Below are 3,958 nucleotides of genomic sequence, written 5' to 3'. Positions count from 1 at the left end.
GCTACTACAGCTACAAGTGGGCCGAGGTGCTCTCCGCCGACGCCTGGAGCGCCTTCGAGGAAGCGGGGATCTTCGACCCCGAGACCGGCCGCCGCTTCCGCACCGAGATCCTCGAGCAGGGCGGCGCCCGGGACGCCGCCGATCTCTTCCGCGCCTTCCGCGGCCGCGAACCCAGCGTCGAGCCGCTGCTGCGCCACAGCGGCATCCGTGCCACCTGAATCGCGACGCCACCGCCGCCGGGAAGACCCGGCGGCGTTATCCACGCCCCAGGAGACCCCATGGCTATCGCCAAACGCTTTATCGCCGGCGCGATCTGTCCGCGCTGCGCCGAGATGGACCGCATTCGCAGCTGGGAGCAGCACGGTATCCGCTACCGCGAATGCGTCAGCTGCGATTTCTTCGAACAGCTACCCATCGAGGACGAGGCACCCTCCGAACTCGAGACCCGGGTCAATCGGCCCCGCGAGGAGCAGGACCGCCAGGACTTCCAGCCGGTGAGGATCCTCGACCCCAAGGGACGCTGAGGTGACCCGCCAGGGAGTGGCCGGGGCGCTGCTGTCACGGCGCCACCATCTGGAGGCGTTGGGCCTCGCAGCGGCCGCAGCGCTGCTGCTGGCGCGCCTGGACCTGGCCACCCTGGCCGCCGGCCTGGGCCTCTTCCTGTGGGGCATGACCCACCTGCAGGACGCCATCAAGCGACTCTCCGGCGGCACTCTCGATCGCTGGCTGCATGGCGCCACCCGCCATCCGCTTCGCGCCCTCGGCGTAGGCGCCGCCGCCACGGCGCTGGTCCAGTCCAGCTCGCTGGTCACCCTGCTCGCGCTCTCCTTCGTCGGTGCGGGCCTGGTGGCCCTGCCCGGCGCCATTGCCCTGCTGTTCGGCGCCAACCTCGGCACCACCACCGGGGCCTGGCTGATCGCCGCCTTCGGCCTGCGCTTCGACCTGGCCCAGTTCGCCATGCCCTTCCTGGCCCTGGGGCTGCTCGGCTCGCGGCTGCTCAAGGACGGCCGCGCCGCAGTGGCCGGCGTGTTGCTGGGCATCGGCCTGCTGTTTCTCGGCATCGACTTCATGAAGCTGGGCTTCGAGGCATGGCAGGATGGCCTTCGCCTGGACGACCTGGCCGGCGGCAGCGCCTGGCACTGGCCGCTTTTCGTGCTGTTCGGGGTAGTGGCCACGGTGGTGATGCAGTCGAGCCACGCCACCCTGCTGATCACCCTGGCGGCGCTGGCAGGGGGCCAGCTGCCCTACCTGCCCGCGCTGGCCGTCGCCATCGGCGCCAATATCGGCACCACCGTCACCGCGGTGCTGGGGGCGCTGGGAGCCGGTGCGGCGGCAAGGCGCCTGGCCGGTGCCCATGTGGTGTTCAACCTGGTCACCGCCGCGGTGGCCCTGGCGCTGCTGGTGCCCCTGGCCTGGCTGGTGGACGAACTGGGCGCGCGGATCGGCCTGGCCGCGGAGGCCTGGCCGCTGAAGCTGGCGCTTTTCCATACCCTGTTCAACCTGCTGGGCATCGCCCTGATGCTGCCACTGATCCCGCGACTCGCCGCGCGCCTGGAGCGCTTCTTCCCCGAGCCCGCGCGAGTGCCCCCCGCCCAGGCCAGGTACCTGAACAGCAACGCCCTGGAGCATGCCGACACGGCACTGGCCGCCATGGAGCAGGAGTGCCAGCGGCTCAATCGCCGCGCCTACCACCTGCTCTGCTCGGCGATCCTGATGCCCAGCGGGGAGGTGATCGGCCACCCGCCCTCCCGGGAGGTGGTCAAGACACGCATCGACACCACCGTCTGGCCGATGGTCAACGCCCGCTACCATGAGCAGATCAAGCCGCTGATGGCGGAGATCCTCGACTTCTACTCGCGGCTGGACATGCCGCTCACCGCGGCGCAGGAGGCCAGGCTCGAGAGCCTCCATGCCCGCACCCTGCGCATGGTTGAGGCGGTGCGCTTCGGCGAGGTACTGCAGCGCAGCCTGATGCGTCATGCCGCCCCGGCCAGCCCCCTGCGCGAGGCCCATGACGATATCCGCCTGGCCCTGGCCCAGGGGCTCAACCACCTGGCCGCCGCGCCTGACTCGGCGGACATCACCTCGCCCATCGACGAGGTGCGCCAGCACTGGCAGCAGGCCCTGGCCGAGCGCCTGCGCCAGCACCGCCTCGACCCCTGGCTGGCCTCCACCCTCATGAATGACCTGCATCAGGCCAGCCGCCTGGTGGCGGCCCTCGCGCCCGCCTGACGCCGAGCCGTGCGGATTTCCGCACACTCCCCCGCCGGATCCGTGCGGAATCTCTCCCATCGCGCGCTCGGCATCCTATCGACCAAAGTCGAGGAGCCGACCATCAATCCTTTGATTTACTTCGTGGTGCTCCGGCCTGGTCCCTGGTTTGCTATATCAGGAGTGTTGAAGCCCTGCAGCGCCCGGCGGGCACGACGCGCGGCATCGACCATACTGCAACAGGGGATCACGCTTGCCCCGCCCTCCGGGCAACAACCACAAACCGCAACGGAGTTACGTCATGCGACATGCAGCATCCAAGTTGATCGCCACCACCCTCCTCGGCACGGCCCTGGTCGCCACCGGCGCCCAGGCCGATGACCGCAGCGATTGGCCGCGCAGCCTGACGGTCGGTACCGCCAGCCAGGGCGGCACCTATTACATCTACGGTTCCGGCTGGGCCAACCTGGTGGGTGATGCCCTCGGCGTCTCCTTCGGCGCCGAAGTCACCGGCGGCCCGGTGCAGAACGCCACCCTGGTGCAGATGGGCGAGCACGACTTCGGCATGGTCACCATGGGCCCGGGCATCGAGCACACCGATATCCGTGCCATCTTCCCGATGTATCAGACCACCCTGCAGATCATCAGCCTGCGGGGCTCCGGCATCAACTCGGTGGCCGACCTGGACGGCAAGACCGTGGGCGTGGGCCCGGCCGGCGGCACCTCCGACATGTACTACCCGCAGTTGTTCGAGGAACTTGGCCTCAATGTGCGCACCCGCAACGGCGGCGCCGCCGACCAGGCCGGTCAGCTGCAGGACGGCCTGCTGGACGCCTTCGCCTTCGCCGCCGGCATCCCGATCTCCGCCTTCAACCAGCTCGAGGCCCAGACCGACGTCAACATCTTCTCCTTCTCCGAGGCGGACATGGAGCAGGTGCTGGACAACCACCCGGAGCTCTCCCCGGCCACCATCCCGGCCTCGGTCTACAGCAGCCTGGATGAGGACCTGACGGCCATCTCGATCTGGAACTTCGCCATCACCCACAAGGACATGCCCGAGTCGCTGGTCTATGAAGTGACCAAGACCGTGATGGAGAACAACGATCGCATGATGCAGATCCACGGCGCCTCCAGCGAGACCCTGCCCGAGAACTACGAGCACAACACCTTCCTGCCCTGGCACCCGGGCGCGGTGCGCTGGTTCGAAGAGAACGGCTACGAGATCCCGGAAGACCTGCGCGGCTGACCCCAGCGCGCTCACGACGCCGGTCGCCAGGCCGGCGTCAACGCCTTCCCCCCTCAAGGCTACCGCAACCCTCAAGGCATTCCGGCATGACCCAAGACACCCAGACCCAAGAGGCAACCGCGAAGCTCGGCACCGAAGGGGTCGCCGATATTCCCATTGCCCACAACGAGCGCGTGCTCTCCGGCCTGCTCGGCCAGACGGTGTTCGCCGCCTGCGTGCTGTTCACCGCCATGCACCTTTATGCGCTCAACGTATCGCCCATCGAGACCTGGGCCTTTCGGATCATTCACGTGGCCGGCGGCCTGGCCGTCGGCTTCGCCATCACCGCCGCCATGACCCTGGATCGCAGCCCCGGCGAGGTCCGACTCGGTCGCGTCGAGCGGCTGGTCATGATTCCCGCCCTGGCGGCCATCGCCTATGCCGCCTTCTGCATCCTCTATGCCTGGTTCCTGCGCGAGGCCCGGGGCACGGCGCCTGCCGACTGGGTCATGGTGCACCTGA

The 3,958-nt window shown here is 68.8% G+C and carries 4 protein-coding genes and 1 pseudogene; all 5 read left to right on the top strand.

All coding sequences use genetic code 11. From position 1 onward, the window contains the following. Positions 1-218: M3 family metallopeptidase (locus J5F18_RS03220; RefSeq protein ID WP_346300906.1), on the top strand; the 218-nt coding region annotated here is incomplete at its 5' end. Positions 219-278: 60 nt separating this feature from the next. After that, positions 279-524 (top strand): YheV family putative zinc ribbon protein, encoded by a 246-nt coding sequence (locus J5F18_RS03215; RefSeq protein WP_346300905.1) that lies wholly within the window; start codon positions 279-281, stop codon positions 522-524. 1 nt (position 525) lies between these two features. Then, positions 526-2,232 carry a Na/Pi symporter gene (locus tag J5F18_RS03210; RefSeq protein ID WP_346300904.1) on the top strand — a complete coding sequence of 569 codons (1,707 nt, stop codon included), beginning with the start codon at positions 526-528 and terminating at the stop codon, positions 2,230-2,232. A 280-nt stretch (positions 2,233-2,512) separates the two neighbouring features. Beyond that, complete coding sequence (locus tag J5F18_RS03205; protein WP_346300903.1) at positions 2,513-3,457, top strand: TAXI family TRAP transporter solute-binding subunit; 945 nt, start codon at positions 2,513-2,515, stop codon at positions 3,455-3,457. A gap of 86 nt (positions 3,458-3,543) precedes the next feature. Further along, positions 3,544-3,958 (top strand): annotated as a pseudogene (locus J5F18_RS03200) (TRAP transporter permease); the annotation flags it as partial.

The organism is Halomonas sp. BM-2019 (genome assembly GCF_017584085.1).
This window is presented reverse-complemented; position numbering and strand designations above follow the sequence as displayed.